Below are 26,597 nucleotides of genomic sequence, written 5' to 3' on the forward strand. Positions count from 1 at the left end.
TCGCTGGCCGGGAACGACGTGGCCGCGCCGCTGTCACCCTCGTGGTGGGCGACGTAGGTCGGCAGCACCTTGCGGAAGGCGTCCTTGGCGTCGGTCAGCGCGATGCGGTCCTGCGGGCGCTTGGGTCCCGCGATCGACGGCACGACGGTGGACAGGTCGAGCTCGAGCCGCTCCGAGTAGCGCGCCTCGGGCTGGTCGGGCCCGGCGTGCAGCCACATGCCCTGCTCCTTGGCATACGCCTCGACCAGAGCGACGGACTCGTCGCTGCGACCCGTCAGACGCAGGTAGTCCAGGGTGACGTCGTCGATCGGGAAGATCGCGCAGGTGGAGCCGAACTCCGGGCTCATGTTGCCGATGGTGGCGCGGTTGGCCAGCGGCACGGCCGAGACCCCTTCGCCGTAGAACTCGACGAACTTGCCCACGACGCCGTGGTCGCGCAGCTGCTCGGTGATGGTCAGCACCACGTCGGTCGCGGTCGCGCCGGCCGGGATGGACCCGGACAGCTTGAAGCCGACCACGCGCGGGATGAGCATCGAGACGGGCTGGCCGAGCATGGCCGCCTCGGCCTCGATACCGCCGACGCCCCAGCCGAGCACACCGAGGCCGTTGACCATCGTGGTGTGCGAGTCGGTGCCGACGCAGGTGTCGGGGTAGGCCACCCCGTCACGGACCATCACGGTGCGGGCGAGGTGCTCGATGTTGACCTGGTGGACGATGCCGGTGCCCGGGGGCACGACCTTGAAGTCCTCGAACGCCGTCTGCCCCCAGCGCAGGAACTGGTAGCGCTCACCATTGCGCTGGTACTCGATCTCGACGTTGCGCTCGAAGGCGTCGGCGCGGCCGAAGACGTCGATGATGACCGAGTGGTCGATGACCATCTCGGCCGGGCTGAGCGGGTTGATCTTGGCCGGGTCGCCACCGAGGTCGGCCACGGCCTCGCGCATGGTCGCGAGGTCGACGATGCACGGCACACCGGTGAAGTCCTGCATGAGGACCCGGGCAGGGGTGAACTGGATCTCGGTGTCCGGGTCGGCGGTCTCGTCCCAGGCGCCGAGGGCGCGGATGTGGTCCGCCGTGATGTTGGCACCGTCCTCGGTGCGCAGGAGGTTCTCCAGCAGCACCTTCAGGCTGTACGGGAGGGTCTCGCTGCCCTCGACCGCGCTCAGCCGGTAGATCTCGTAGGAGTTGTCACCGACCTTCAGCTCACCGTGGGCGTTGAAGCTGTTCGTGCTGGCCACTGCCTGCTCCTTCGATGCTCGGGGTTCGATGCGGTGAGGATGCACCGTGAGGTCGTGCTCGATTTATCTTGACGTCAAGATATCACGTCGGTCAGGCCTGTGTCTGATCCTGCTCCACGGGCGCGCACAGCGAAAGTGGGGGTGGGCCGGCGCCGTCGACGGCTCACGCACCACCCTTCTCGAAGAGGGCGATGCACTCGACGTGATGCGTCATCGGGAACGCGTCGAAGGCCCGGAGCGCGGCCAGCCGGTACCCGGCCTGGGCAAGGAAGGCCGTGTCTCGGGCCAAGGCCGAGGGGTCGCAGGCGACGTAGGCGATGGCGCGGGCGCCCAGTGCGGCCACCTGGGCCGCGACGTCGCGACCGGCTCCGGTGCGCGGTGGGTCCAGGACGACCACGTCGGCCCGCAGCGGCAGCAAGGGGTGCCGACGGAGCTTGCGCGAGCGTGGCGCGCGGCTGCGGGCTGGTCCCGACCGCTGCGCCCGCTGCACCCCGAACGCGTCGTCCACCCGGCCCCGCACCACGACGACCGACGGGTATGCCGCGAGGTTGCCTGCTGCCGAGGCGACCGCCTCACTGTCGGACTCCACCGCGATGACCTTGCCCGACTCCCCCACCCGCTCGGCCAGGGCCGCGGCGAACAGCCCGACCCCGGCATACAGGTCGAGGGCTGTCTCGCCCGGCTGGGGGTCGAGCATCTGGTTCACCATGTCGACGAAGGTCCCGGCAGCTGCGGGGTGCACCTGCCAGAAGCCGCGCGCGGACACCTCGAAGGTGCCCGAGAAGCTCTGTGCCGCAACGCGTTCGGTGACCACCGGGGTGTCAGACTCGCCGCTGGGGACGGGGACCACGACGGTATCGCCCTGCGACGGCGCAGCCACGTCGACGGCGAGCTCGCCGGACCAGTCCTGGTCCAGGACCCCGGTCGCCAGCACGCGGGGGTCCGCGATGAGGCACGAGTCCACGGGGACCACCTCGTGCGACCGGCTCCCCCTCAGCCCTGCCCGACCGGTCTCGTCGACCGCGAACTCGACGCGGGTGCGCCATCCCAGTCCGGTGTCGTCGCCGGACAGCGGCTCCACCTCGACCTCGACGTCGAGCGCGGCGAGCCTCGAGAACTGCTCGCGGACCACCGCGGACTTGAGCTCGCGCTGGTACGGGAGCGCGGCGTGCTGGAAGTCGCAGCCCCCGCAGAGGCCGGGCGCGGCATACCTGCACGGTGCCGCGACGCGGTGCGGGCTGGGGTCGAGGACCTCGATGCAGTCGGCGCGGACGAACCGCTGGCCCTCGCGCGCCTGCGTGACCTGAGCGTGGACCCGCTCCCCCGGCAGGGCATGCCGGACGAAGACGACACGACCCTCGTGCCTGGCCACGCAGAAGCCTCCGTGGGCCACGGGACCGATGTCGAGCGCGATGACATCGCCGACGGCCAGGGCCGCGGGCGTGGTCGGAGACGTGCTCACTGGCCGAGTCGGACCGAGCCCGCGGTCGGGCCGTCGAACCGCTCCTCGGCGCCCTCGGAGGAGGCCAGCTGCCAGGGGACGCTGGCCACCATCACACCCGGCGTGAACAGCAGCCGGCCCTTGAGCCGCAAGGCGCTCTGGTTGTGGAGCACCTGCTCGTACCACTTGCCCAGGACGTACTCGGGGATGTACACGACGACCACGTCACGGGGGTGGCCGGACCGCAGGGACTTGACGTACTCGACGACAGGACGGGTGATCTCGCGGTAGGGCGAGTCCAGTGCCTTGAGCGGCACCGGGATGTCGCGGCGGTCCCACTCCTCCTGCAGCGCCTTGGTCTCGTCCGGCTCCACGTTGACCGTGATCGCCTCGAGCTTGGACGGCCGGGTGGCCCGCGCGTACGCGAGCGCGCGCAGGGTCGGCTTGTGGATCTTCGACACCAGGACGATCGCGTGCACCCTGCTCGGCAGCAGCTGCGCGTCGACGTCGTCCTCGCTGATGCGCAGCTCCGCCCGCACCCGCTCGTAGTGCTTGTGGATGCGCAGCATGATGAAGAAGATCACGATCATCGCGGCGATCGCGTAGCCCGCGCCGTGGACGAACTTGGTGAGCAGGACCACCACGAGGACGAGGCCGGACATGGTCGCGCCGATGGCGTTGATCACCCTGCTGCGCATCATCCGGCGCCGTTGCGCGCCGTCGCGCTCCAGTCGCAGGTGCCGGTTCCAGTGCCGGATCATGCCGATCTGGCTCAGCGTGAACGACACGAAGACGCCCACGATGTAGAGCTGGATGAGCTTGGTGACCTCGGCGTTGTAGATGAAGATGAGCAGCGCAGCCGCGCCGGCCAGGATCAGGATGCCGTTCGAGAACGCCAGCCGGTCACCGCGGGTGTGCAGCTGGCGAGGCAGGTAGCCGTCCTTGGCGAGGATCGAGCCGAGCACCGGGAAGCCGTTGAACGCGGTGTTGGCGGCCAGGATGAGGATGAGCCCGGCGACGATCGACACGAGGACGACCCCCGGGTGAAAGCCCGAGAACACCGCCTTCGCGACCTGTCCCATGATCGTGTCCTGGACGTAGGAGCCGCCGACCGGCCTGCCGTCACGCAACAGCTGGGTGCCCGGGTTCTCCGCGTACTTGATGCCGGTCCACTTGGCCAGGACCAGCATGGACATCAGCATCGTGATGGCGATGAGGCCCATGAGCAGCAGGGTGGTCGCGGCGTTGCGGCTCTTGGGCTTCTTGAAGGCCGGCACACCGTTGGAGATCGCCTCGACACCGGTGAGCGCGGCGCAGCCGGAGGAGAAGGCCCGCAGCAGCAGGAACATCATCGCGAAGCTGCCGAGGGACTGGAAGCCCTTCTCCGGAGCCAGCGTCAGACCGGCGCTCTCCGCCTGCGGCAGGCTGCCGGACACCTCGCGGACCACCCCGACGATGCCCATCCCGATGACGCTCGCCATGAACAGGTAGACCGGGAAGGCGAAGGCCATGCCGGACTCGCGCACGCCCCGCAGGTTCATCGCCGTCAGCAGCACGACCAGCCCGACCGCCACGACCACCTCGTGGCCGCGGATCAACGGCAGGGCTGCGGCGGCGTTCTGCACGCCCGAGGAGATCGACACGGCCACGGTCAGCACGTAGTCGACCAGCAGGGCCGCGGCCACGGTGAGACCCGCTTTGGGGCCCAGGTTGGTGGTGGCCACCTCGTAGTCGCCACCACCCGAGGGGTAGGCGTGGACGTTCTGCCGGTAGGACGCGACCACCACGAGCATGACCGCGACCACGCACAGGCCGATCTGCCACGAGTGGGTCAGGGCGAGGAATCCGCCCGCCAGTCCCAGCGTCAGGAAGATCTCGTCAGGGGCGTAGGCCACCGACGACAGGGCGTCGCTGGCGAAGATCGGGAGGGCGAGCCTCTTGGGCAGGAGCGTCTCGCCCAGTCGGTCACTGCGCATGGCGCGACCGACGAGCACGCGCTTGACGACACGTCCAGAGGTGGGCACGGCCAACACTCTAGGCGGCAGCATCCACCGCTGCGCGCCGCCCTGCAGACGCCGGACGCCGCGGTGTACCGTCGGCGGCGTGCACTTCGTCATCATGGGCTGCGGCCGGGTGGGCTCCTCCCTCGCGCACAGTCTCGAGAGCCAGGGCCACGACGTCGCGATCATCGACCAGGAGGAGTCAGCGTTCCGCCGGCTCGGCTCCTCGTTCGAAGGTCGCAGGGTCACCGGCGTCGGGTTCGACCGCGACACCCTGCACGAAGCCGGCATCGCGGATGCCTACGCGTTCGCCGCTGTGTCGAACGGTGACAACTCCAACATCCTCGCGGCCCGGGTGGCCCGCGAGACGTTCGGCGTCGAGCACGTCGTCGCCCGCATCTACGACCCCGGCCGCGCCGAGGTCTACCAGCGACTCGGCATACCCACCGTGGGGACGGTGAAGTGGACGGCCGACCAGATGCTGCGCCGGCTGCTCCCCCAGGGGCACGTCCCCGAGCTCGTCGACCCGTCCGGCAACGTCGTCATCGCCGAGGTGACGGTCAACCCCGCCTGGGTGGGGCACCGGATCAGCGAGCTCGAGCAAGCCACCGGCACCCGCGCGGCCTACCTGACGCGGTTGGGTGCCGCGATCCTGCCGGGCGCCGACAGCGTCTTCCAGGAGGGCGACCTGCTCCACCTCGCCAGCCTCGCGACCGAGCTCCCCACCGTCGAGCGGACGCTGGACGCGCCGCCCGAGGTGACCGAGCACTGAGCAACGACTGAGCCCAACGACTGAGCCACCAAAGACTGAGCCACCAAAGACTGAGCCACCAAAGACTGAGCCACCAAAGACTGAGCCATAAAGGGAGCAGCATGCGCGTCGTCATCGCCGGAGCGGGGAGCGTGGGCCGTTCGATCGCCCGCGAGCTCCTGCACAACGGCCACCAGGTGCTCCTCATGGACCGCGAGCGCAAGGACGTCCAGGCCAGCAAGATCCCGGACGCCAACTGGCTCCTCGCGGACGCCTGCGAGATCACCGCCCTGCACGAAGCCGGCCTCGCCGAGTGCGACGTGGTCGTCGCAGCGACCGGTGACGACAAGGTCAACCTCGTGGTGTCCCTGCTGGCCAAGACGGAGTTCGGGGTGCCCCGGACCGTCGCCCGCGTGAACAACCCCAAGAACGAGTGGATGTTCGACGAGGCCTGGGGCGTCGACGTCGCCGTGTCGACCCCGCGCCTGATGACGGCACTGGTCGAGGAGGCCGTGAGCGTCGGTGACCTCGTCCGCATCTTCCAGTTCCAGCAGGGCAAGGCCACGATGGTCGAGCTGACCCTGCCGCCGGAGAGCCCGTATGCCGGCAAGCGCGTGGGCGACGTGGACTTCCCGGGAGAGACCGTGCTGGTCGGGATCATCCGCGAGGACCACCCCATCGCCCCCAGCCGCGACGACTCGCTAGAGCCGCATGACGAGCTGCTGTTCATCTCGACGCCGGAGTTCGAGGACGAGCTCGAGGCGATGCTCAGTCCGGGTCAGAGGGTCCCGCGCGGCGAGGAGTGAGCTGAGCCCTCAGCCTCCGGCTCAGGCTCGGGCGATGGCGATGGCGATGGCGATGGCGATCGCGAGTCGATCGCGAGCTCGGCCGGCGTGTGTCCCTTGACCAGCAGCAGCCCCATCACGGCGACCCCGGCCAGCCACAACGGCCACCCGAGCACCACCTTCGCGACGCCGAGGAGGGCGACCTGCCCGGCGAGGTAGAGGGGCACCATCACGAGCAGCCTCAGGACGAAGAGGCTCACCAGGACCAGGGTGAGCCGCTGGCAGACCCTGACCAGGCCGCTGTCACGGCGCCAGCCGACCGCGTCGTCGGCCATGCGCGGGTCGCCGGCGCCGACCATGAAGCCGACCAGCGGCCACCGGACCGCGACCGAGACCGTCGCGATGACCAGCATCACGGCATTCCAGATGATGCCGGGCAGGAAGGCGTCCTGGGCGCGGCCGCTGCGCAGGGCGAAGAAGGCCGCGATGGCCGTGGGGACCACCGCGGACAGCACGTACTGCAGGCTCTGCCGCTGCACGACCCGCAGGACGGCGAGGACCACCGTCCCCACGACGGACGCGACGATGGCCGTCGTCAGGTCATGGCGCCACACCCAGAGGACGACGAACGCCAGCGTCGGCAGGGCGGTCTCGAACGAGCCACGCCAACCACCCAGGGCGGTGGACAGGCGATGGCGGATGAGCTCCTCGACGGTGGCACCGGCGACGGGGTCAGTGGGCACGCGGCGGGACGATCTCGTAGGAGGGGTTGAAGATCGTGGGGACGCCGCGCGTGTGGGTCACGCGGCCGTGGACGCGCAGGTAGGTGCCCGGCTGGATGCCGCCGATCGTCCGGCGCCCGAGCCAGACGAGGTTGATCGTGCGGCTGCCGTCATAGAGGTCGATGACCAGCGCCGGGACGTTCACCCGCGGACGCAGGGTGACCGCGCGGACCGTCCCGGACACGGTCGCCTCCTGGCGGTCCTGCAGGTCGCACATGGGCGTACAGCCCATCCGGGCGGCGTCCTCCTGGAGCTCGTCGGCCTCGATCTGGGTCTCCGACTTGGTCAGCATCTCGCCGAGTCGCGACAACGCCGACTTGCGACCGTGCGCCGCGGGGCGGGGGGCGACGGTGGTGGGCTCCTTGATGGCCATGATGGTGTCCTACCTGACCTCGGTGATCTCTGGACCTCGTTCGAACGGCCTGAGGTCGTCGACCTGGACGGCGCCCTGGGCGGGATGGTCGGCTTGGGCCTCGTCACCGTCCGGGACCTGCATCTGCTCGGGGAGCTTGAGCACCAGCATCTCGCGGGGAGCCATCGCGCCCTCGCCACGCACGACCACGGTGCTCCGCACGACGTCGAGCAACGGCTCGGCTGCCTCGTCCTCGATCGCGGCGCGCCCGGAGAAGACCGCACGCAGGAACCAGCGGGGTCCGTCCACCCCGGCGAACCGGGCCGGGGCGAAGACGGTGCGCCCGTCAGGCCCCGCGGAGGGCATCCGCGTGCGCAGCTCGGTGCCGAACGGACCACGAGCCTCGTCGGCGGTGCCGCCCTGGGCGAGGATCGACTCGGCGATCTCCGCGCGGATGTCGTCCCAGATGCCGATCGTCTTGGGCGCGGCGAAGGCCTGGATCTGGACTGCCGAGTCACCGATGACGGCGGTGGCCCCGACGACCTGGTCGGCGGCCTCGTCCACTTCGAGGCGCAGCTCCATGCCCGGGACCCCTGCGATGCGCAGCGCGCCGAGGTCGAGTCGTCCGTCGTCCTCGAGGTCGACTTCCGAGGAGTCGAACGGTCCCACGTCGCCGGTTCGTCCCGCCGCCGAGACCACGTTCTCCTTGACGTCCTGGTCGGCGGCAGAGTCCTCGGCCTCACCGGCAGTGCCGGCAGCGCTGTCAGCCCCGGCAACGGTCGGATCGACCGTCGGGTCGACGTCCACCGCGTCAGTCGTGTCGGTGTTCTTGCCTCGTCGGAAGATTCCCACTGGTGATTCAGTCCTTCGTTGTCTGGAGGTGGTCGCCGAAGCCGCCACTGGCACCATGCCCAGTGTCACCCCGCGAGGTGGCTTCGAGCGAATCAACCTCGAGGAACTCCACGCGCGCCACCTGCTGGACCACGAGCTGGGCGATGCGGTCTCCCCGACGCACGGTGAAGGCGTCCCGGGGGTCGAGGTTGACGAGGTTGACGAGGATCTCGCCCCGGTACCCGGCATCGACGGTTCCCGGGGCGTTCACGATGCTGATCCCGTGCTTGGCCGCGAGCCCCGAGCGTGGGTGGACGAGGCCGACCCAGCCGTCGGGGATCGCGAGCGCGACCCCCGTGGGCACCAGGCTGCGCTCCCCCGGCTCCAGGGTGATCTCGGTCGCGGCATACAGGTCCGCCCCGGCATCTCCCGGGTGGGCGTAGGACGGGAGCGGCAGGGTCGGGTCGATCCGGCGTACACCGACCGGGACCGTCGACGGAACGTCCACCTACGCGGCGCACTCCCGGCACACCATCTGGCCGCCGGACTCAGAGGCCAGCTGGCTGCGGTGGTGCACGAGGAAGCACCGGGAGCAGGTGAACTCGTCGTACTGGCGCGGGATGACCCGCACCGAAAGCTCTTCGCCGGACAGGTCCGCTCCGGGCAGCTCGAAACCTTCGGCCTGTTCGGTCTCGTCGACGTCCACGCTGGACGCACTCTTGTCGACGCGGCGGGACTTCAACTCCTCGATCGAGTCCTCGGACAGCTCGTCATCGGTCTTGCGCGGCGCGTCGTAGTCAGTCGCCATGGTCGCTGTCGCTCTCCCTGTTGTGTCGGTGCTCTGGGTCTCTCCGTGCCTCGGAAAGACGAGTCGCCGGTGTTAACGCTGGTGCCTGCGGTTTTGTGCCCACCGCAGGCCCGGGATTGTGCCCTATCCCGGACGCCACGTCACCATCGGGTCCACCATCCGTCCACGCGCGGCTGCCCGTCCCCTGTGGGGCGTGCCAAGGGGCAGCCACGTCATGGTCTGGGTTCACCCAAGATTCACCCAGAACGGACAACCCCGACTCCCGCCCACCGCGTCCGTACCCGTAGAGTCCTCAGTTCCGGCCCGGCCGACCCGACTCGTGAGACGACGAAGAGAGGGGTGCACGATGACCGAGTTCCACACCGAGATCACCCAGCGCGCCACCCGCGCTGCACAGTCCCTGCGCTCAGCCCAGGAATCCGGCGACGACTACCTCGCGTCCGTCCGCGAGGCAGAGCTCGAGAACCTCGCCCGACTCGCCGACGAGCACGGGCTGCGCATCCCCGAGCTCACGAACTACAGCGCCGCCTGACCTCGACGGGGTCGTCGCGACACCACCGGAAGCTAGCTGGCGCTGGCGTCCGCGCCGGCCTGCTGGGCAGCGCGGAGCACCACCTCGTGCAGCTCGGTGTGCAGCGTGGTCGCCGCGGCGACCACCATCGTCGGGCTGGGCGGTTCGCCGCCCAGGCCGGAGACCACTCCCCCGGCTTCGGTGAGCACGAGCCACGCCGCGGCCATGTCCCACGGGTTGAGCCCACGCTCGTAGAACGCGTCGAGGTTCCCGGCCGCGACCGCGCAGAGGTCGAGCGCGGCGCTGCCGATCCGGCGGATGTCGCGCACCTGCGGAAGGACATCGAGCAGCACGCGCGCCTGCCACGCGCGCCGCGTCGTGGCGTATCCGAAACCGGTGCCGACCAGGGCCTGCCCGAGGGGCGGCGGGTCCGCGATCTCGAGTCGCACTGCGGGCGCGTCCCCCCGACGGAGCCAGGCCCCTGAGCCGGCGCGGGCGTGGAACAGCTCCTGGGTGACCGGGTTGACGACCGCGCCGGCCACGGGTCGCCACGCTCCCGGGACGGTGGGGTCGCCGACGACGGCGGCGACGGACACGGCATACGAGGGGATGCCATAGAGGTAGTTGACCGTGCCGTCGATGGGGTCGACGACCCAGGTGATCTCGGAACGGCCGTCGGTGCCGCCCTCCTCCTCACCGAGGAAGCCGTCACTGGGACGGGCGTCCTGCAGCCGGGACCGCAGCAGGTCCTGGGCCCGCTGGTCCATGACGGTGACGATGTCGGTGGCCGAGCTCTTGGTCTTGGCGACCCCGAGGTCGGCCGGCCGCTCGCCGACGATGAGGCGCCCCGCCTCCCGGCACACGTCCACGGCAAGGGCCTCGAGCGCCTCGAGGGTGCTCGCGTCCGGCACGGGGAGGTCCATGGTCAGTCCCGCCCGCACAGGGCCGGCCGGGCATCGCGCAGGTTGGGGCAGCACCCCGGGGCACAGGTGGACGGCATGGCCTCACGACCGGGCCAGACCGGCGTCGGCGGCTCCTCGCCGCGCGCCTGGGCCGCCCTCTCCAGGACGAGGTCGACCAGACCCGACACGAACTCGGGGTCGACGCCGACCGTGGGCACCCGCACGAGACGCAGCCCGAGCCGCTCGGCGGTGGCGGCGGCTTCGGTGTCGAGGTCGTAGACGACCTCCATGTGGTCCGAGACGAAGCCGATGGGCGCCACGACCACCACCTGCGCTCCTTCCTGCGCCAGCTCTTCGAGGCGGTCGTTGATGTCCGGCTCGAGCCAGGGCTGGGAAGGAGGACCCGACCTCGAGCAGAAGACCAGCTCGCCGGTGAAGTCCGTGTCGAGCGTCGCGTTGACCTCGTCGGTGATGGCCGCCCCCAGGGCGATGTGCTGCCTGCTGTAGGCGTTCCCCTCCGAGTCGCCGGGGCCCGACGTGTCGTCCATCGCCGTCGGGATCGAGTGGGTGACGAACAGCAGTCGGATGCCGGCAGGCAGCGCCCCGTCGCGCAGTGTGCGGCGCACCGCCTCGGTGACGAGCCGGGTGTTCGCGCGGGCGAACCCCGGGTGGTTGGAGTACGGGCGGACCTTGTCGATCTCGACCGCCAGGCCGGCCTCGGCGACAGCCTGCTGCGCGGCGGCCAGGTCCTCGCGGTACTGCCGACACGAGGAGTAGGACGAGTAGGCGCTGGTGACGACGGTGACCAGCCGCCGCAGACCCAGGTCATGGGCCTGCTCCAGGGTGTCGGTCGTGAAGGGGGTGAAGTTGCGGTTGCCCCAGACGAGCGGGGTGTCGATCCCTCGCCGGTCGAGCTCCGCGCGCAGGGCGGCGAGCAGCGCGCGGTTCTGGTCGTTGATGGGGCTGCGGCCGCCGAAGCCGTAGTAGTGCTCGCCGACCTCTGCCAGCCGCTCGTCGGGGATGTTCCGGCCTGCGGTCACCCTGCGCAGGAACGGCAGCACGTCCTCCGGCTTCTCGGGTCCACCGAAGGACAGCAGGAGGATGCCGTCGTAGGGGTCGAGCGGCCGTTCGTCGGTGGTCATGCCGTGGGTCCGATCATGGGCGGTCTCCGGTGCGAAGGGGCTTGGGGGCGTGGACGTCGAGGACGACCGCCATCATCCGCATACCGAAGACGAGGGCGACACACCCCCAGATGACGAGCGGGGTGACGACGTCGAAGTGGTGGGCAGTGACGATGAGCACCGAGCCGAGCAGGGCGGGGAGGGCGTACATCTCGCGACGCAGCACCTCCGGCACCTGTCCGGCCAGGACGTCGCGGACGATGCCGCCGCCGACCGCGGTGATGCCTCCGACGATGACGGACGTGAGCGGGTCCATGCCGGCGCCGAGCGCCTTCAGGGACCCACCGATGGCGAACACGGCCAGCCCGGCCGCGTCCAGCACCCGCACGAAGCGGGAGATCCGCTCGACGCCCGGGTGGTAGACGAAGGTCACCAGCCCGGCGACCAGCGCCGAGGTGAGGAGCCTCCAGTCGGAGATGCCCACCGGCGGCAGTGCGCCGATGAGGACGTCGCGCATCACGCCGCCCCCGAGCGCCGCCGCCCCGGCCAGCACGAGCACCCCGAACAGGTCCAGGCGCTTCTTCACCGCGACCAGGCCGCCGGACAGGGCGAAGGTGAACACCCCGACGAGGTCGAGGGCCAGCTGGAGGTGTGTGTCGAAGGTGAGCATCGCGAGGTCAAAAGTACCGGTGCGGCGTGGGCGCTTTCGCCTCGACCTCGGGGATGGCAGAGTCAGCGGCACGGTGCCCGATCCACGAGCGAGGGCGATACGGGAGACCATGCCGATACTGGAGACGATGGCAATGCGGGATTTGCGGCTGATCGGAGTGCAGGAGGACGGCCAGCATCTGTTGCTGGCCGATTCCGAGGGGGAGCGCTTCCGCGTCCAGCTCGACGAACCCTTGCGCGCCGCTGCTCGTCGCGACCGCCCCCGGCTCGGCCAGCTCCAGATCGAGATCGACGGGGGGATGCGCCCCCGGGAGGTCCAGGCCCTGATCCGCGGCGGGCTGTCGGCCGAGGAGGTCGCCGGACGGTCCGGGTGGCCCGTGGAGAAGGTGCGCCGCTACGAGGGCCCCATCCTTGCCGAGCGTGAGTACGTCGCCGGTCTCGCGCGCGCCGTCCGCCTGCGCGGGCGCAGCGCGAGCGGCGCCAGTGCGCCGACGCTGTCAGCCCGGGTGAGCCAGCGGCTGTCCGGGCGCGGTGTCGACCCGGCCTCCGCCGAGTGGGACGCAGCCCGCAGCATCGAGGGCGACTGGACCGTCATCGTCACCTTTCCCGCCGGTGGACGTGAGCGCCAGGCGCGCTGGTCCTTCGACGTGCAGGCCCGCACCGTCGCAGCCTTCGACGACGAGGCGCGCTGGCTCAGCGAGGAGGACGTCTCGGGCAACACCTCGCCCCTGCCGGCCCCCCACCTCGTGTCCGCGCCGGTGCGCGCGACGACCGTCTACGACGTCGAAGCCGAGGGAGGCCTCGGGTCGGCGCGCCGTGGCGCACCCGCCGGGTCGGCACCCTCCCCGCACGACGAACCACTCGACCTGATGTCCGCCATGCGCGAACGGGCCTCCCACCGTGGGCGGCCGCGCCGGCGCAAGAACCCCGCGACCCACATCCCGGGCGACGACGCGCCCCGCCACGACGCACTGCCGCTCGAGGACCTTGCCTACGATCCCGAGTCGATGCCCCCACCGCCGGGAGCCAAGGGCCCGCACCCGCTGGACGACCCCGACAGCGCGGTCGGTCACGACGTGCTGCCCGCCGCCCCCGACGCCCAGGTGCCGGTCGAGCCCGAGCCTGCGGACGAGCTGGACGACGGGCAGCGCGACAACCCCGACGATGACACCCCGCAGGACTCGGCGCCGCGCAAGGCAGCGACCGGCGCTTCCAAGAAGCCCGCCCGGCGCAGTGTCCCCAGCTGGGACGACGTCATGTTCGGGGCCAAGCCCCGCGACTGAGGTAGCGCTCAGCCCCGCTGCGCGGGCAGCCCCGCGGTAGCGATCAACACTGCGGCACCGGGCAGACGTCCAGGTCGAACGGCAGCACGTCCGGTGAGGACGCGGCTGCGCGGGCCGCGGCGGAGTTCATCCGGCGCATGAAGTGCCGCCGGCAGAGCACCTCGTACTCCACGAGGGTCTCGCTGCCCGGCTTGGTGTCCCCGACGACGACCTGCTCGCCCTCGACCACCATCACCCCGTCCACGACCCGGGCGTTGTGGGTGGCCCTCCGGCCACACCAGCACAGGGCCTGCACCTGGAGCACCTGGACCTGGTCGGCGAGCTCGATCATCCGCCGCGACCCCGGGAACAGCTGCGTGCGGAAGTCGGCCGTGATGCCGAACGCGAAGACGTCGATGCCCATCTCGTCGACGAGCTTCGCGAGCTGCTCGACCTGGGCCGGGGTGTAGAACTGCACCTCGTCGCAGATCAGGTAGTCGACCCGCAGCCCGCTCGTGGCGTGCCCGACGACGGCCTCCCAGAAGTCTAGGTCATCGCTCACCTCGTGCGCGGCCGTCGACAGCCCGAGCCGGGAGGACAGCACGTCGGCACCGGCCCGGTCCAGCTTGGTGTAGATCAGGCCGGACCTGCCCCGGGCCTGGTGGTTGTGGTCCATCTGGAGGGCAAGGGTCGACTTGCCGCAGTCCATGGTCCCGGAGAAGAAGACGAGCTCAGCCACGAGACGACACCTTAGGCGGTGCGCCGGGCCCCGGCTCGGCGCGCCTCGCCCCTGGGCACAGCCCGTTGTCTAGGAGTTGTCGCGCGGCGGGACGTGGAACAACGGCACGGCGGACTCCTGCGGGGTCAGCGACCCGTGCAGCCCCAGCAGGGCGAGCAGCTGGGGCCGGGCGCGCCGTGAGTCCACGATGGCGAAGTTGTCCCGCATCGCCACGACCAGGTCGCCGATCCGTGGCCGGTTGACCTCGCTGACCGGGCCGAACCACCCCTGCCGGGTGGCCTCGTCTCGCGTGCGGATCCAGGCCCGCTCCCCCACCCGCTCCGTCCAGGTCTGGGCGACGTCGGCCACCGCACCGGCCTCGCAGTAGAGCTGGAGGGCACGTGGCTCACCGCCGACGTGGCGGATACCGGTGGCCAGCTCCACGTCATGGGCGAGGTCGATCCGCAGCGCATGCGGGGCGTCCACCATGCCGTGGTCGGCGGTCACGTACACCGCGGTGTCGCTGGGCACCGACCGCACGAGCCGGCCGAGCTCGGCGTCGATCGCCTCGAGCTCGTCCCCCCACTCCCACGACTGGCAGCCGTACACATGGCCGACCTTGTCGAGCTCGCCCCAGTAGAGGTAGACCAGCCCTCGGGCGCTGGACCGCAGCGCCTCGAGCGTGGCGTCGACGCGGTCCGCCAGCGTGTCCGCCGCGCGAAACCGCCCACCCCGCAAGGCAGCTCGCGTCAACCCTGACCCGTCGAAGAACCCCGGGCCCACCCGGGTGACCGACACCCCGGCCGCCTCGGCGACCTCGAAGACGGTCTCCTGCGGCTGCCAGGTGAGCGGATCGGGGCCGTCCTCCCAGGAGAGCTCGTTGACGAGACGGTCCTCGCCGGGCACCAGCACCTCGTACCCGAGCAGGCCGTGGGACCCCGGGGGCAGGCCGGTGCCGAACGTCCCCATCGACGTTGCCGTCGTGGCCGGGAAGCCTGCGGTGATGCGGTATGCCGCGGGCAGCAGCGAGCGAAGGAACGGCGCGTGCCCGCCGCGTCGGCGGATCAGCTCGTAGCCGAGCCCGTCGACGAGCACCACGACCGCGCGTCGTGCCTCGGGCAGGTCCAGGAGGCCGGAGTCGGCATACCTGCGGACGCCGAGGCTCGCCGCAACGGCGGGCAGCACACCGGCCAGCCCGGCCTCGTCGTAGTGGGGTGGGAGCAGTCCCGGGTGTGGCATCGGCTAGGGCATCGACTCGGGCCGGCCTTCGCGGAACGGCACGTCAGCCGCCGATGCTCGCCGAGAGCTCCCGCGCGAAGCTGAGCGCCTGCTGCAGGGCCGTCTCACCCTCGGCGTCGGCACTGATCCGCAACGAGATGTCGTCCGAGGCGACACTGCCCTCGTACCCGTGGTCGGCCTCGCAGTCCGGGTCGGCACAGGTGGCCGGCATCAGGTCGATGCGGCTCACAGCACCCCAGCCGAGCGTGAGGGTGATCTCACGACCCAGCGACCCGGGCTGGTACTCCTGGGGGCGGGCCACCACGTGGGTGATCATCACCCCCCGCACGGCCGACAGCGGGACGCTCTCCGTCGTGGCGGTGGCGACGTCCTCGTGGCCGGAGCGCTCGTCGGTGTGGTCGTCGGCGTGCGCGATGACCAGCCGCGACGTGGTGAGGGCGAGGACCGTGATGTGGCGACGGACCACGTCGTGGTCGAACGTCGTCTCCTGGTGGACCAGGTGGGACACGACCTCTTCGCCGCCCAGGGCGGCCTGGACCACGTCCGCCACGAGAGCCGGGTAGTAGCCGGCCTGCTCGATCGCCCGCGTCAGGTCGAGTGGCAGCGACGCCGGGGCCAACGGGGCGGCCTGCGGGGCAGCGTCACGGGCGTGGGGTGAGGTGGGTCCCATGAGGCCATCCTGCCCTAGTGGGGCGAACCCTGCCCCGTCCAGGTCACCAGCCGGCTAGGTGAGGGAGCGGCGTCCCGGGTCCTTGCGCCGCGGCGTGGGGGCCACGGTCACCTCGGCGCCGAGCACGTCGACGCCTCCGGAGTGCGCGTTGACCGGGTTGAGGACGAGGCTGGCCACGTCGGGCAGGTTGTCGGCGAGCACCGACACCCGCGCGATGAGGTCGGCGAGCGCGGCGCGGTGGACGGGGTCGGCACCGCGGTGCCCGTGCAGCATCGGTGACGCCTTGACCGACGAGATCAGGTCGGACACGTCCACGTCGGTGAGCGGCGGGATGCGGTGGCCGATGTCGCCGAGGAGCTCCGTGGGCGGACCGGCGATGCTGAACGAGACGACGGGGCCGAACAACGGGTCCTCGTCGGAGCGCACGACGCACGACACCCCGGGGGTGGCCATCCGCTGCACCACGAACGAGTTGGCCGACATCGGGGCGAGCCGCTCGTTCAGCGCCTCGAAGGCCTCCCGCAGCTGCACCTCGGTGCGCAGGTCCACCCGGATGCCAATGAGCCCCGGCGAGTTCCGCATGAGCGGCGCGACCGACTTGAGGACCACCGGGTAGCCGATCACGGCGGCCGCAGCGACCGCCTCGTCGACCGTCCGTGCCGGAAGGCTGGGCCACACCTCGATGCCGTATGCCGCGAGGAGCTCGGTGGCCTCCTGGAGGTCCAGGCGCCGTCCTTCCGGCGACTCCTGGAGGACGCGCTCGACGAGGAGCTCCGCTGCCTCGCGGTCGATGCCCACCGGACGGACCGGGACGCCGCGGTCGCGAGCCCGCCACTCGGCATACCTCGTGGCGGCGGCGAGGGCGCGGACGGCGTCCTCGGGCATGGCGTAGGCCGGCACCACCGTGGGACGCCCGTCGACGCCCGTCCCGGACAGTCTCTCGAGCACTCCTCGCATGCCGAGAAACGTTGCCAAGCAAGGCTTTTCGCTCTTCATCGCCGCGTCCCGCACGGCCGTGGCGACGTCTTCGTCGAGGGTGACGAGCGGCGGGATGAAGCAGCTGAGCACGCTGTCGACCTCCAGGTCCGCGAAGGCGTCGGCAAGCGCCTGGGCGAACTGCTCGCCCCTGGCGTCGCTGGGCAGCGACACCGGGCCGTGAGCGACCTCGAGTCCCCAGCTGACGCAGGCCTCGGCCGTGAGCGCGCCGAGCGCGTCGGAGTTGCCGACGATGGCCACCCGGTTGCCGTGCGGCAGCGGCTGGTGGGCGACGAGCTGGGCGACGTCGAACATCTGGTGGACGTTCTCGACGCGGATCACGCCCGCTTGGCGCAGCATCGCGTCGAAGGCTTCGGGGCGGACGCGGGTCGAGCGGGCCCGGTGCCCCGGAGGCACGCCGTAGGAGGACACCCCGGACTTGACGACGATGACCGGCTTGGTCGAGGCCAGCCGACGGGCGATGCGGGAGAACTTGCGCGGGTTGCCCATCGACTCCAGATAGAGGCCGACCACGTCGGTGCTCTGGTCGTCGAGCCAGTACTGCATGAAGTCGTTGCCGGAGACGTCCACCCGGTTGCCGGCGGAGGCGAACACCGAGATCCCCAGGCCGCGCCGGGCGGCGGACGCCAGCACGGCGATCCCGAGGGCACCGCTCTGGGCGAACAGGCCCAACCGCCCGGGGGGTGGCAGCTCCGGTGCCAGCGAGGCGTTGAGCCGGACCGCGGGATCGTTGTTGATGACACCGAACGAGTTGGGCCCCACGACCCGCATGCCCGACTCCCGTGCGGCAGCCAGCAGCCGGGACTGCAGCTCCTCACCCTCGGGGCCGGACTCGGCGAACCCGGCACTGACGACCAGCAGGGTGCGCACGCCTGCCTCGGCGCAGTCGGCGACGACGTCCAGCACCTCTCGGGCCGGCACCGCGACCACGGCGAGGTCGACCTCGTCGGGGATGTCGGAGACGCGGGCATGGGTCGGGAGCCCGAGCACCTCCATGGCCTCGCGGTTGACGGCGTGGACGGCACCGTTGAAGCCGGCCGCCATGATGTTGGCCAGGATGTGGTGGCCGATCGAGTCGGTCCGGCGGCTCGCGCCGACGACGGCGATCGAGTCGGGGAAGAGCACCGAGCGCATGCTCACCGACTCGGCCCGGTGCTCGCGCGACAGGCGCACGGCTTCGGACCGTTCGGTCGGCTGGATCTTGAAGGTCAGGGAGACGACCCCGTCCTCGAAGTGGCGGCTCACCTCGTAGCCGGCCTCGGAGAACACCGAGATCATCTTGCGGTTCTGCGGCAGCACCTCGGCGGTGAACTCCTGGATCCCGGCCTCCCAGGCGATGACGGCAAGGTGCTCGAGCAGCACCGAGCCGATTCCTTTGCCCTGGTACTGGTCGGAGATGTTGAAGGCCACCTCGGCGGTCGTCGGGGTGACCCGGTCGTAGCGTCCGATGCCGATGATCTCGCCGCGGACCGTGGCCACCAGGGCCACCCGGTCGCGGTAGTCGACGTTGGTGAAACGGGCCACGTCACGGTCGCTGAGCTGGCGCAGGGGCGCGAAGAACCGCATGTAGATCGACTCGTCGGACTGGCGGGCGTGGAACCGGTGGACCGCGTCGACGTCGGCGGGGGTGATCGGCCGCAGGTGGGCGACGGACCCGTCCCGGAGGACGACGTCAGCCTCCCACCGGGCGGGGTAGCCGGCCGGGAGCGGCGAGCCCTCACTCATGGCGAAAGCATGTCATGAGACCGACCCTGCCCACCGGCCGGATCGCGCTCTGGTTCACCTGCGCAGCGGGACGCTCCTGAACGTCGCGCCCGCGTCGTCGCTCTGCCAGTACGCGAGGCCGCCCCCGACCGCGTAGACCAGCCCGCCGCCTGCCGCGCCGACCCAGTCGGCAGACTCCGGGGCGACGGGGGTGGGACGGGTCCAGCTCGCGCCGCCATCGCTGCTCGTCAAGACCGTGGTGGGGTCCTGCGACGCACCGCTCGAGGGAAGGCCCTGACGCACCGCCACGAGGTGCTTGGCATCGGTCGCGGTGAGCCAGATCCCCGTGCCGGAGGGTCGGCCCAGGCCGGGCGCCGGCCGCGTGGTCCAGGTGGCGCCGCGGTCGCTGGAGACGGCCAGGGAGTACTCGTCCGCCGGCGTGGCCGCCGAGGGGCAGACCCCGAACAGGGTGCCCGGCGTGTTGGCCGTCGCTGACACCCACACGCCGGTGGGGCTGCACCCGGTGGGCACCGGTAGCAGGGCCGGCGTGCCGCTGAGCCTCATCGCCCGGTCCGGCCCGGTCGCGTTCGTCGTCGTCACGTTGTAGTAGGCGTCGCTGCCGTCCATCGCGATCCAGGCGCTGTCCCCTGCGGCCGGCATCCCGGTGAGCTGCACCGGCAGGGTGCTGGCGCTCTCGACCGACCCGGTGCGTGGCTGGAGGTCGACGCAGCCGCGCGGGCCCTTCGCTCCGGCGTGCGCACAGGAACGGGCGGTGGCCATCCAGACCTGCCTGCCATCGGTCTCCAGCGAGAGCACGGTGCGACGGTCGACGTCGACGCTGGTCCAGCTGCGGCCGCCGTCGACGGTGCGCAGGGTCTTGCTGCCGTAGACGTAGCCGACGGTGGAGCTCGCGAAGCGGATGCCGACCAGCTGGTTGGCACGGTCCGGTGTGGTCCGCGGCCCGGGGGTGGTCAGGGTCTCGAAGGACGCCCGCGTCGTCCAGGTCAGGCCGTCGTCATCGGAGGCGATGACGGCCGTGCACGGCCCGTGGGGGCAGGTCGCCGACCCCAGGGCGTACAGGTGCTTGCCACCGGCGTTGGACATCGAGACGATCCCGAACGACCGGGGGGCTGGCTGCGGGGGCTTCGAGACCGGCGTGCTGGGGCCGCTGGACGTGGCCGGCGACGGTGACGACTGGGCGACGGAGGGGCTCGCGGTCTCGGTGACCGTGGTCGACCCCGCCGTGGTGCGGCTGGCGGCGTCGACCGCGCGCCCGGTGCCGGGTCCGTGCTCGACACCCCAGACAAGGCCTGCGACCAGCACCACCGCTGCCGCGCCCGCGAGGTAGGGCATCGCGGTCCGGCGCCGGGGCCGGGACGCCTCGACGACGATCGACTCCCAGCGGTCGGTGCCGGCCGACAGCTCGCGGACGCCGGCGCGCTCCCGGGCGAAGAAGTCCGCGACGGGATCGCGCTGCTCCCCCGCGCCGGGCAGGTCGGACAGGTCGGGGCTCATCGAATCTCTCCCAGCATGGTCGCCATCCGCTGGCGCGCGTCGAACAGGTCCCGCTTGATCGTTCCCTCGGACTTGTCGAGCTGCCGGGCCACGGTGGCCACCGGCAGGTCGGCGAAGTAGTGCAGCATCACGGCCACCCGCAGCCGGTCGGGCAGCGCCTCGACGGCGTCACGGACGGTCAGCGTGGTGGCGTGGTCGGCGTCGGTGGTGAAGTCGTCGCGTCCTGCCTCGTGCCGCTGGTAGGCGGCAGCCTCCCGGCCGCGCTTGCGCCAGTGGTCGCGCACGAGGTTGGCGGTCACGGTGTACAGCCAGGGCCGCGGGTCGTCCACACGGTTGAACTCGCGGAACAGCTTGAGGAAGGCCTCGGTCGCCAGGTCGTGGGCGAGGTCGGGGTCGCCGACGAGCTTGGCGGTCCACCCAGCGAGGCGGGCGTAGTGCACGTCGTAGAGCTCACGGACGGACGCTTCCACGTCCACGCGGTCTCGCGCCGGCACTGCCACCCCTCCCGTGAATGCCACCGCGGCCAGGGTCGTCATGCCTCGTGGACGCCGCAGGGGGGCGCCAGGTTGGCGATGCCCTGGCGGTGGGTTGCGGGTCAGTCTTGCAGGGTGGCGGGTTCATCCGCGTCCGGCAGGACAGGATGGCCTGATGGAGTTTCGTGAGGTCGTCCGCCGGCGTCGGATGGTGCGTCGTTTCGATCCCGACCGTCCCGTCGCGCGCGCAGCCCTCGACGACGTCCTGTATGCCGCGCAGCGGGCTCCCAGCGCGGGCTTCAGCCAGGGGTGGGACTTCGTCGTGCTCGCCGACGGCCAGGACCGGCGCCGGTTCTGGGATGCGACTCGCGACCCTGAGCTGCCGCACGACGCGCCCCCGGACGGCTGGCTGGCGGGCGTGTCGTCGGCTCCGGTGCTGGTGCTGTGCCTGTCCGACCCGGACACCTACCTCGACCGCTACGCCGAGCCCGACAAGGGCTGGTCCGACCGCGACCCTGCCCGCTGGCCGGTCCCCTACTGGGATGTCGACACGGGCATGGCAGCCATGCTGATGCTCCTCGCCGCGGTCGACCAGGGGCTCGGAGCCCTGTTCTTCGGCGTCCCACCTGCCCGCCACGCGGACGTGCGGCAGGCTCACGGCATACCGGCGAACCGGCGGCTGGTCGGGGTCGTGGCCCTCGGCCACGAGCTGCGCCGCAGCGAGGGCTCCAGCCGGACCCGGCCGCGCCGGACCACCGCCGAGGTCGTGCACTGGGGTCACTTCGGCGGAAGCGAAAATGGATACAGCGGCGGAGGGCTCGGGTCCAGCGGCGAGTCGGGGACGGGCCCCGTCTAGGGGTGGGACAAGATTGGGGTGGTTCCCCGCGCCCTGCGGGGACGACCACGAGGAGTTGCACACACGCATGGCCCGCAAGACCCCGCCCACCCCCGCCGACGAGACCTATGTCGAGCGGATCGTCGACATCGACGTCGAGGAGGAGATGCAGGGGGCGTTCCTCGAGTACGCCTACTCGGTGATCTACTCCCGCGCCCTGCCCGACGCGCGGGACGGTCTCAAGCCGGTGCAGCGCCGCATCCTCTTCTCCATGGCCGAGATGGGCCTGCGTCCCGAGCGCGGCCACGTGAAGTCCTCGCGCGTCGTCGGCGACGTGATGGGCAAGTACCACCCGCACGGCGACACCGCGATCTACGACGCCCTGGTCCGGATGGCCCAGCCGTTCACGATGCGCCTGCCGCTGGTCGACGGACACGGCAACTTCGGCTCTCTCGACGACGGTCCCGCTGCCTCGCGCTACACCGAGGCCCGGCTGGCCCCGGCTGCGATGCTCATGGTCACCGGCCTCGACGAGGAGACGGTCGAGTTCGTCCCCAACTACGACGACCAGCTGCTCCAGCCGGACGTGCTGCCTGCCGCGTTCCCCAACCTGCTCGTCAACGGGGCCAGCGGGATCGCCGTCGGCATGGCGACCAACATGGCTCCGCACAACCTCGTCGAGGTCATCGGCGCCGCCCGACACCTCATCGCGAACCCGACCTGCTCGCTCGACGACCTGATGCGGTTCGTCCCGGGTCCGGACCTGCCCGCGGGCGGGCGCATCATCGGGCTCGACGGGATCCGCGACGCCTACCTCGGCGGCCGCGGCAGCTTCCGCACCCGGGCCACCACCCGCGTCGAGAAGACCTCGCCACGCCGGATGGGCATCGTCGTCACCGAGCTGCCCTACCTCGTCGGCCCCGAGAAGGTCATCGAGAAGATCAAGGACGCCGTCCAGTCCAAGAAGCTCCAGGGCATCTCCGACGTCAAGGACCTCACCGACCGCAAGCACGGCCTGCGACTGGTCATCGAGGTGAAGAACGGCTTCAACCCCGACGCCGTCCTCGAGCAGCTCTACAAGCTCACGCCCATGGAGGACTCGTTCTCCATCAACAACGTCGCACTGGTCGACGGGCAGCCGAAGACGTTGGGGCTCAAGGACCTGCTGCGGGTGTACGTCGACTTCCGCACCGACGTCGTGCGCCGACGCACCGAGTACCGGCTGTCCAAGTACCAGGACCGGCTGCACCTCGTCGAGGGCCTGCTCATCGCGATCCTCGACATCGACGAAGTCATCCAGGTCATCCGGACCTCGGACGACGCGGCCGCCGCACGCGCCCGGCTGATGGACGTGTTCGACCTGTCCGAGGCCCAGGCCAACTACATCCTCGAGCTCCAGCTGCGCCGGCTCACGAAGTTCAGCCGCCTCGAGCTCGACAAGGAGAAGACCGAGCTCGAGCGCCTCATCGAAGAGCTCGAAGCCATCCTCGGTGACGAGAAGCTGCTGATGAAGACCGTCTCGACCGAGCTCGCCGACGTGGCCAAGACCCACGGCACACCGCGACGGACGGTGCTGCTGGAGTCGGCCGGTGTGCCCGCCACGACCGCCACCCCGCTCGAGGTCGCCGACGACCCGTGCTGGGTGCTGCTGTCCTCGACCGGCCTGATGGCCCGCACCGGTTCCGCCGACCCGCTGCCCGTCGACGGCTCGCGAAGCAAGCACGACGCACTGGTCGGCGCCGTCCGCACGACGGCGCGCGGCGAGGTCGGGCTGGTCACCTCCCGCGGCCGGCTGGTGCGGCTGTCGGCGCTCGAGCTGCCCACCCTGCCGCCCACCAACGGCTCCCCCAGCCTGTCCGGCGGGGCGCCGCTCGCGGCCTACGTCGACCTTCCCGCGGGTGAGGAGCCGCTGGCACTCGTGTCGGTGTCGCCCGACTCGGCGGGGATCGCCCTCGGCACGGCGCAGGGCGTCGTCAAGCGGGTGACGACCGACTACCCCGCTCGGGCCGACTTCGAGGTGATCTCGCTCAAGGACGGGGACGAGGTCGTCGGCGCCGTCGAACTGTCCTCCGGCACAGAGGATCTCGTGTTCATCACCACGGACGCCCAGCTGTTGAGGTTCGGCGCCGCGGCGGTGCGGCCCCAGGGCCGGGCGGCCGGCGGCATGGCGGGCATCAAGCTCGCCGCGGGTCAGCGAGCCACGTTCTTCGGCGCCGTGCCCGAGGGCGCCGACGCCATCGTGGTCACGGCGTCGGGTTCGTCCGGGGCGTTGCCGGGCACCGAGGCCGGCTCCATCAAGGTGACTCCCTACGCCGAGTACCCCGCCAAGGGCCGAGCCACGGGTGGCGTGCGCTGTCACCGGTTCCTCAAGGGAGAGGACACGCTGGTCCTCGCCTGGGCGGGCGCCCAGCCCGCACGCGCCGCCGCAGCCAACGGTGTCGCGCTGGACCTGCCGGAGGCGACGGGCCGCCGAGACGGCTCGGGCGTCCCCGCGGTGACGGCCATCGCCCGCATCGCCGGGCCGCCACTGCCGTGACCTCCGCCCACGCCAGCCATGCCACCCCGGCGCCGGACGCCTGCTCGGTCGGCTTCGACCGGGCCGACATCAGCGCCTACGGCACGGCGGCAGGGGCGACCTTCTTCGTCGCCCTCGAGCAGCCCGGCCCGTGGGGACGTGACGCCGCCACGCAGTCGCATCTGCCTGCGGGAGTAGGCAGCTCGCTCTCCAAGGCGTGCGCCGACCGTGGCGGGCGACTGTCCCTGATCCGGCGGCCGGGACGGCACGCCGACGACGTGCACGGTGGCGCGCACACGGCATACCTCGCGTGGGCCGGCAGGGACCCGTGGATGGTGCGGCTGACGGTCACGGACCCCGCGGCACTGCTCGAGCTGGACCTCGACGCCCTCGCCCGCGGTGACCGCGAGGCGGTCACCGCCGCCACGCCGGACGCCGAACCCGCCGAGCCGATCCTGCTGATCTGCACCAACGGTCGTCGCGACGTGTGCTGCGCCGTCAGGGGGCGCCCCGTCGCGCTCGACGCCGCGGCAGACCACCCCGGTCGCGTGTGGGAGGCATCGCACACCGGTGGCCACCGCTTCTCCCCCACGGGCGTCCTGCTCCCGCACGGAGCCACCCTGGCCCGGCTCGATGCCGACCTGAGCGCCCAGCTGCTCGATCGGGCCGGTTCGGGCCACCTGCCTGCGGGAGTCCTCGGACCCCGCCACGACCGCGGCCGCAGCCCGCTCGGTGGTCCCGCACAGGCTGCCGAGTCCCACGTCCGTCACGAGGAAGGCATCACCGACCTCACCGCGCTCACGGTCACGCAGGTCCCTGGGCCGGGCGTCGAGCGGACCGGCGACGAGGCTGCTGAAGCCTCCGTGACGACCGTGTATGCCGTGCGGCACCGGGACGGGCGCAGCTGGCGGGTCATGCTCGAGCGGCGCGCGCACGCGGAGCTTCCCGAGTCCTGCGGGAAGTCCCCTGTCCCTGTCATGGAGTGGGTGGCGCGGACACAGTCCTGACGAATGTGACAAGTCCGACGCGTCACGCACAGGTCACCGCCGAGTTACCCAATCGTTACCGATACTGCTCCATCTTCGGATTGCGGCGAGCGTGAGTAAACGTTTACATGAGGACGGTTCACCTCAGCGCCGAGGCACGTCCGCCTCAGCGCTCCGCGAGAAAATGGAGGCGGGCGTATGGCCCTTCGAATGCACAAGCGGCGCACCCTCACGGTGATGACCGGAGCTGTAGCCGTGGCGCTCGTCGCCTCGGCGTGTGGCGGCGGCAGCGGCGGCTCGGGCGGCAGCTCCGCCGGCGCCAGCGGGCGTGGCCCGATCACCTACGTCCAGGGCAAGGACAACGCCGGGCTGCTCGCTCCCCAGGTTGCCCGCTGGAACGCGGCGCACCCCACCGAGAAGGTGACTGCCAAGGAGCAGTCCGACAAGGCCGACCAGCAGCATGACGACCTCGTCCAGCACTTCCAGGCCAAGGACCCCAGCTACGACGTCGTGGCCGTCGACGTGGTGTGGACCGCCGAGTTCGCCGCCAAGGGCTGGCTGACGCCGCTCACGGGCAAGCTGGCGCTGCCGACCACCGGCTTCCTTGCCCCGACCGTCAAGGCCGCGACCTACAACAAGACGCTCTACGCGGCACCCACGTCCTCCGACGGCGCGATGCTCTACTACCGCTCCGACCTGGTGAAGACGCCGCCGAAGACCATCGACGAGATGTGGAGCATGTGCTCCATCGCCAAGAAGAACGGCATGGACTGCTTCGCGGGCCAGTTCGCCAAGTACGAGGGCGGCACCTGCAACGCCACCGAGTGGATGAACGCCTACGGCGCCAAGGTCGTCGATGACGCGGGCAAGCCGACCGTCGACTCCCCGGAGGCCGCCAAGGGCCTGCAGGTCTTGGCCGACCACTACAAGAACGGTGACATCCCCAAGCAGGCCATCACCTACCAGGAGGAGCAGAGCCGGCAGTCCTTCGAGGACGGCAAGCTCCTGTTCCTCCGCAACTGGCCGTACGTCTACAACCTGGCCAGCACGGACAAGTCGTCCAAGGTCATCGGCAAGTTCGCGGTCGCGCCGCTCCCCGGCGTCAGTGGCCCCGGCACCTCGACCCTCGGTGGTCACATGGCTGGCATCAGCGCCTTCTCGAAGAACAAGGCCACGGCCCTGGACTTCCTGAAGTTCCTCACCAGCCCTGAGGAGCAGAAGACCAACATGGAGAAGGGTTCCCTGGCACCGGTCCTCGAGTCGATCTACACCGACCCGGCGCTGGTCAGCAAGTACCCGTACCTCCCGGTCCTCAAGGAGTCGATCACCAACGCGGTGTCCCGTCCCGTGACGCCGTTCTACCCCGCAGTGTCCCAGGCCATCCAGGAGAACTTCTTCGCCGCGATCCAAGGCCAGAAGACACCTCAGGCGGCCGTCAAGGACATGCAAGCCGCCATGCAGTCGGCCGGCAGCTGATCCACCCGACTGTTGCA

Annotated in this window: 25 protein-coding genes; 8 read left to right on the top strand and 17 right to left on the bottom strand. The window is 71.0% G+C overall.

Features of this window, described 5'->3' with window-relative positions:
• The 3 genes from BJ986_RS00005 to BJ986_RS00015 all read right to left on the bottom strand — a co-directional run.
• On the bottom strand, window positions 1-1,238 hold a 1,238-nt coding region (locus BJ986_RS00005), incomplete at its 3' end, for an aconitase family protein (RefSeq protein ID WP_337794631.1).
• 163 nt (window positions 1,239-1,401) lie between these two features.
• Window positions 1,402-2,700 (bottom strand): TRAM domain-containing protein, encoded by a 1,299-nt coding sequence (locus BJ986_RS00010; RefSeq protein WP_179420123.1) that lies wholly within the window; start codon window positions 2,698-2,700, stop codon window positions 1,402-1,404.
• Entirely contained in the window at window positions 2,697-4,727 is a 2,031-nt protein-coding gene (locus BJ986_RS00015) for an APC family permease (RefSeq protein ID WP_179420124.1), read from the bottom strand. The genes BJ986_RS00010 and BJ986_RS00015 overlap by 4 nt, the downstream gene beginning before the upstream one ends.
• A gap of 55 nt (window positions 4,728-4,782) precedes the next feature.
• Between BJ986_RS00015 and BJ986_RS00020 the strand changes: the two genes are divergently transcribed.
• A complete protein-coding gene (locus BJ986_RS00020) occupies window positions 4,783-5,451 on the top strand; it encodes an NAD-binding protein (protein WP_179420125.1) in 669 nt (222 codons plus the stop codon).
• Between the two features lie 101 nt (window positions 5,452-5,552).
• The gene (locus BJ986_RS00025) at window positions 5,553-6,236 is read left to right on the top strand and encodes an NAD-binding protein (protein ID WP_179420126.1); all 684 of its coding nucleotides are present in this window, start codon (window positions 5,553-5,555) and stop codon (window positions 6,234-6,236) included.
• Here the strand turns inward: BJ986_RS00025 and BJ986_RS00030 are convergent.
• The 5 genes from BJ986_RS00030 to BJ986_RS00050 are packed head-to-tail and all read right to left on the bottom strand — an operon-like array spanning window position 6,209 to window position 8,988.
• Window positions 6,209-6,958, bottom strand: coding sequence for a DUF3159 domain-containing protein (locus BJ986_RS00030; RefSeq protein WP_179420127.1), 750 nt, complete (start codon window positions 6,956-6,958; stop codon window positions 6,209-6,211). The two genes, BJ986_RS00025 and BJ986_RS00030, sit on opposite strands and share 28 nt — an antisense overlap.
• Window positions 6,948-7,370: an OB-fold nucleic acid binding domain-containing protein gene (locus BJ986_RS00035; protein WP_179420128.1), complete on the bottom strand. Its 423-nt coding sequence runs from the start codon at window positions 7,368-7,370 to the stop codon at window positions 6,948-6,950. Before BJ986_RS00035 ends, BJ986_RS00030 begins: the two co-directional genes overlap by 11 nt.
• Before the next feature lie 9 nt (window positions 7,371-7,379).
• The gene (locus BJ986_RS00040) at window positions 7,380-8,201 is read right to left on the bottom strand and encodes a DUF3710 domain-containing protein (protein ID WP_337794632.1); all 822 of its coding nucleotides are present in this window, start codon (window positions 8,199-8,201) and stop codon (window positions 7,380-7,382) included.
• Between the two features lie 7 nt (window positions 8,202-8,208).
• A complete protein-coding gene (dut, locus tag BJ986_RS00045) occupies window positions 8,209-8,688 on the bottom strand; it encodes a dUTP diphosphatase (RefSeq protein ID WP_179420130.1) in 480 nt (159 codons plus the stop codon).
• A complete protein-coding gene (locus tag BJ986_RS00050; RefSeq protein WP_056920802.1) occupies window positions 8,689-8,988 on the bottom strand; it encodes a DUF4193 domain-containing protein in 300 nt (99 codons plus the stop codon).
• Between the two features lie 346 nt (window positions 8,989-9,334).
• Between BJ986_RS00050 and BJ986_RS00055 the strand changes: the two genes are divergently transcribed.
• The gene (locus BJ986_RS00055; protein WP_179420131.1) at window positions 9,335-9,520 is read left to right on the top strand and encodes a hypothetical protein; all 186 of its coding nucleotides are present in this window, start codon (window positions 9,335-9,337) and stop codon (window positions 9,518-9,520) included.
• Window positions 9,521-9,552: 32 nt separating this feature from the next.
• Here the strand turns inward: BJ986_RS00055 and BJ986_RS00060 are convergent, their stop codons facing one another.
• The 3 genes from BJ986_RS00060 to BJ986_RS00070 are packed head-to-tail and all read right to left on the bottom strand — an operon-like array spanning window position 9,553 to window position 12,192.
• Entirely contained in the window at window positions 9,553-10,422 is an 870-nt protein-coding gene (locus BJ986_RS00060; protein WP_179420132.1) for an inositol monophosphatase family protein, read from the bottom strand.
• A gap of 2 nt (window positions 10,423-10,424) precedes the next feature.
• A complete protein-coding gene (locus BJ986_RS00065) occupies window positions 10,425-11,543 on the bottom strand; it encodes a ferrochelatase (protein ID WP_179420133.1) in 1,119 nt (372 codons plus the stop codon).
• 13 nt (window positions 11,544-11,556) lie between these two features.
• Window positions 11,557-12,192, bottom strand: coding sequence for a trimeric intracellular cation channel family protein (locus BJ986_RS00070; protein ID WP_179420134.1), 636 nt, complete (start codon window positions 12,190-12,192; stop codon window positions 11,557-11,559).
• Between the two features lie 127 nt (window positions 12,193-12,319).
• Between BJ986_RS00070 and sepH the strand changes: the two genes are divergently transcribed.
• Window positions 12,320-13,474 (top strand): septation protein SepH, encoded by a 1,155-nt coding sequence (gene sepH, locus BJ986_RS00075; protein ID WP_179420135.1) that lies wholly within the window; start codon window positions 12,320-12,322, stop codon window positions 13,472-13,474.
• Window positions 13,475-13,517: 43 nt separating this feature from the next.
• Here the strand turns inward: sepH and BJ986_RS00080 are convergent, their stop codons facing one another.
• The 6 genes from BJ986_RS00080 to BJ986_RS00105 all read right to left on the bottom strand — a co-directional run bounded on the left by BJ986_RS00080 (window position 13,518) and on the right by BJ986_RS00105 (window position 20,813).
• Window positions 13,518-14,192: a thymidine kinase gene (locus BJ986_RS00080; RefSeq protein WP_179420136.1), complete on the bottom strand. Its 675-nt coding sequence runs from the start codon at window positions 14,190-14,192 to the stop codon at window positions 13,518-13,520.
• Window positions 14,193-14,261: 69 nt separating this feature from the next.
• Complete coding sequence (locus tag BJ986_RS00085; protein ID WP_179420137.1) at window positions 14,262-15,410, bottom strand: alkaline phosphatase family protein; 1,149 nt, start codon at window positions 15,408-15,410, stop codon at window positions 14,262-14,264.
• A gap of 43 nt (window positions 15,411-15,453) precedes the next feature.
• Window positions 15,454-16,080, bottom strand: coding sequence for a DUF5998 family protein (locus BJ986_RS00090; protein WP_238338033.1), 627 nt, complete (start codon window positions 16,078-16,080; stop codon window positions 15,454-15,456).
• Between the two features lie 54 nt (window positions 16,081-16,134).
• A complete protein-coding gene (locus tag BJ986_RS00095) occupies window positions 16,135-18,801 on the bottom strand; it encodes a bifunctional acetate--CoA ligase family protein/GNAT family N-acetyltransferase (RefSeq protein WP_179420138.1) in 2,667 nt (888 codons plus the stop codon).
• Window positions 18,802-18,855: 54 nt separating this feature from the next.
• Complete coding sequence (locus BJ986_RS00100; protein WP_179420139.1) at window positions 18,856-20,295, bottom strand: sialidase family protein; 1,440 nt, start codon at window positions 20,293-20,295, stop codon at window positions 18,856-18,858.
• Entirely contained in the window at window positions 20,292-20,813 is a 522-nt protein-coding gene (locus tag BJ986_RS00105) for a sigma-70 family RNA polymerase sigma factor (RefSeq protein WP_179420140.1), read from the bottom strand. The genes BJ986_RS00100 and BJ986_RS00105 overlap by 4 nt, the downstream gene beginning before the upstream one ends.
• 130 nt (window positions 20,814-20,943) lie before the next feature.
• On the opposite strand from BJ986_RS00105, the gene BJ986_RS00110 reads away from it, so the two are divergent.
• From BJ986_RS00110 to BJ986_RS00125, 4 genes are all read left to right on the top strand, one after another.
• On the top strand, window positions 20,944-21,624 hold the full coding sequence (locus BJ986_RS00110) for a nitroreductase family protein (protein WP_179420141.1): 681 nt from the start codon (window positions 20,944-20,946) through the stop codon (window positions 21,622-21,624).
• A 67-nt stretch (window positions 21,625-21,691) separates the two neighbouring features.
• A complete protein-coding gene (locus BJ986_RS00115) occupies window positions 21,692-24,139 on the top strand; it encodes a DNA gyrase/topoisomerase IV subunit A (protein ID WP_179420142.1) in 2,448 nt (815 codons plus the stop codon).
• The gene (locus tag BJ986_RS00120) at window positions 24,136-25,125 is read left to right on the top strand and encodes a sucrase ferredoxin (protein ID WP_179420143.1); all 990 of its coding nucleotides are present in this window, start codon (window positions 24,136-24,138) and stop codon (window positions 25,123-25,125) included. The genes BJ986_RS00115 and BJ986_RS00120 overlap by 4 nt, the downstream gene beginning before the upstream one ends.
• Before the next feature lie 216 nt (window positions 25,126-25,341).
• Window positions 25,342-26,580, top strand: coding sequence for an ABC transporter substrate-binding protein (locus BJ986_RS00125; RefSeq protein ID WP_238338035.1), 1,239 nt, complete (start codon window positions 25,342-25,344; stop codon window positions 26,578-26,580).
• The last annotated feature ends 17 nt before the right edge of the window (window positions 26,581-26,597 follow it).

The organism is Pedococcus badiiscoriae (assembly GCF_013408925.1).
In the GTDB taxonomy this organism is placed as follows: Bacteria; Actinomycetota; Actinomycetes; order Actinomycetales; family Dermatophilaceae; genus Pedococcus; species Pedococcus badiiscoriae.

What these genes read in the sequence shown, in the direction of transcription:
- BJ986_RS00015 (WP_179420124.1), bottom strand. Translation starts at nt 4,727, where the DNA reads ATGCTGCCGCCTAGAGTGTTGGCCGTGCCCACCTCTGGACGTGTCGTC.
- BJ986_RS00025 (WP_179420126.1), top strand. Translation starts at nt 5,553, where the DNA reads ATGCGCGTCGTCATCGCCGGAGCGGGGAGCGTGGGCCGTTCGATCGCC.
- BJ986_RS00035 (WP_179420128.1), bottom strand. Translation starts at nt 7,370, where the DNA reads ATGGCCATCAAGGAGCCCACCACCGTCGCCCCCCGCCCCGCGGCGCAC.
- BJ986_RS00050 (WP_056920802.1), bottom strand. Translation starts at nt 8,988, where the DNA reads ATGGCGACTGACTACGACGCGCCGCGCAAGACCGATGACGAGCTGTCC.
- BJ986_RS00055 (WP_179420131.1), top strand. Translation starts at nt 9,335, where the DNA reads ATGACCGAGTTCCACACCGAGATCACCCAGCGCGCCACCCGCGCTGCA.
- BJ986_RS00060 (WP_179420132.1), bottom strand. Translation starts at nt 10,422, where the DNA reads ATGGACCTCCCCGTGCCGGACGCGAGCACCCTCGAGGCGCTCGAGGCC.
- BJ986_RS00065 (WP_179420133.1), bottom strand. Translation starts at nt 11,543, where the DNA reads ATGACCACCGACGAACGGCCGCTCGACCCCTACGACGGCATCCTCCTG.
- BJ986_RS00070 (WP_179420134.1), bottom strand. Translation starts at nt 12,192, where the DNA reads ATGCTCACCTTCGACACACACCTCCAGCTGGCCCTCGACCTCGTCGGG.
- sepH (WP_179420135.1), top strand. Translation starts at nt 12,320, where the DNA reads ATGGCAATGCGGGATTTGCGGCTGATCGGAGTGCAGGAGGACGGCCAG.
- BJ986_RS00085 (WP_179420137.1), bottom strand. Translation starts at nt 15,410, where the DNA reads ATGCCACACCCGGGACTGCTCCCACCCCACTACGACGAGGCCGGGCTG.
- BJ986_RS00090 (WP_238338033.1), bottom strand. Translation starts at nt 16,080, where the DNA reads ATGGGACCCACCTCACCCCACGCCCGTGACGCTGCCCCGCAGGCCGCC.
- BJ986_RS00095 (WP_179420138.1), bottom strand. Translation starts at nt 18,801, where the DNA reads ATGAGTGAGGGCTCGCCGCTCCCGGCCGGCTACCCCGCCCGGTGGGAG.
- BJ986_RS00100 (WP_179420139.1), bottom strand. Translation starts at nt 20,295, where the DNA reads ATGAGCCCCGACCTGTCCGACCTGCCCGGCGCGGGGGAGCAGCGCGAT.
- BJ986_RS00110 (WP_179420141.1), top strand. Translation starts at nt 20,944, where the DNA reads ATGGAGTTTCGTGAGGTCGTCCGCCGGCGTCGGATGGTGCGTCGTTTC.
- BJ986_RS00115 (WP_179420142.1), top strand. Translation starts at nt 21,692, where the DNA reads ATGGCCCGCAAGACCCCGCCCACCCCCGCCGACGAGACCTATGTCGAG.
- BJ986_RS00125 (WP_238338035.1), top strand. Translation starts at nt 25,342, where the DNA reads ATGACCGGAGCTGTAGCCGTGGCGCTCGTCGCCTCGGCGTGTGGCGGC.